Consider the following 1,485-nt stretch of genomic DNA (forward strand, 5'->3'; position numbering starts at 1 on the left):
ATGAAGTTAACCCCTAGAATTGGACAAAGATTCCAATTCGGGGGTTTTCTTATGTCTAAATATTTACTAAAAACAAAATTAGAAGCAGTAGATTTGTATCAAAGAGGATTTAGCACAAAAGAAATTCAAGAGAAATTACATATCACATCACATAGATCTATTGATGGTTGGATCAATAATTATCAACAGTATGGTAACAGAGGCCTGGAAAAAAGCTTTTCTAAGGCAAGATATAGTGGTCAATTTAAATTAGAAGTCTTAAACTGGAGAAAAGAACATAGTGCCAGCTATCAAATTACTGCCAATCATTTTAATATTAAACAACATTCCACTATTGCGAATTGGCAAAGAAAATTAAATGAAGGCGGTGTTGATGCTTTATTTATTAAGCAAGGACGACCATTAATGCATAAAAAGAAAATTAAAGCAAAGAAGCATAAATATACTTCTCAAGAGTTAACTGAACTTGAACGTCTACGTTTAGAGAATCGTGCATTACATGTAGAAAATGAATATCTAAAAAAACTAGATGCCTTAGTTCAGAAACGCGGACATCGGACGAAGAAAGATCTATAGTTAATGAACTAAGGCAAGAATTTGGCTTTAAATTAAAAGAAATATTACCCTACACAAGTTTGTCTAAAAGTACATTCGAGTACCATCCTCATCCAAAAAAGAAGCTGATCAGTGATAAAGCACTTGTTTCAATTATCAAAATGATAAAGAAGCATCATGCCAGTTATGGATACTGGCCTGTAACTGATACTCTGAGGATGACTTATCACCTAATGGTTAATCATAAACGTGTTCAACGCTTAATGCGTGAGAACAATTTAGGAGCTAATAAATATAATCTGAGAGCCGGTAAATATGATTCTTCAAAGGGTCCACAAAATAAGAAAGCTAAGAATCGGTTCCATCAAAAGTTTAAGACTGATAGACCATATCAAAAGGTCGTAACTGATATTAGTGAATTTAGATATGGGAACATGACTATCCGTGATCGTGTATATTTATCGCCATTTAAGGACTTATTCAGCGGAGAAATTATTAGTTATACGATCACCGATCGTCCATTAACAAGATATGTTCTAGAAGGATTAGAGGGAGTGTTTACTGCAAGACCAAAGCTATTAAATTATCGAATGACAATCCATAGTGATCAAGGAATTCAATATCAATCTAATCCATATCGACATGCTTTACGAAAACATAAAGTATTTCAAAGCATGTCACGAAGAGCTACATGTCATGATAATGCAGCTATGGAAAGTTTCTTTCACATTATGAAAGTTGAAATGAATTATTTTACACATCACTTTGATACTAAGAAACAATTGGTTAAGGCGATGAAAGAATGGATAAGTTATTATAATGAAGATAGAATTCGGCACAAACTAAAAGGCTTAACTCCGATTCAATATCGGAATCAAGCCTTAAGTAAAACGATATAAAACTAACGTCCAGTTTTAGGGGTTAGCTTCA

The 1,485-nt window shown here is 33.1% G+C and carries 2 protein-coding genes; both read left to right on the plus strand.

Going from position 1 to position 1,485, the window contains the following annotated elements:
* The coding region (locus tag GYV61_RS09605) for a helix-turn-helix domain-containing protein (RefSeq protein ID WP_238786774.1) at positions 1-576 on the plus strand (576 nt) is incomplete at its 5' end.
* Positions 573-1,454, plus strand: a complete 882-nt coding sequence (locus GYV61_RS09610; protein WP_258328326.1) for an IS3 family transposase — start codon at positions 573-575, stop codon at positions 1,452-1,454. The genes GYV61_RS09605 and GYV61_RS09610, both read left to right, overlap by 4 nt.
* The last annotated feature ends 31 nt before the right edge of the window (positions 1,455-1,485 follow it).

Source organism: Lactobacillus melliventris (assembly GCF_013346935.1).
Taxonomy (GTDB): Bacteria; Bacillota; Bacilli; order Lactobacillales; family Lactobacillaceae; genus Lactobacillus.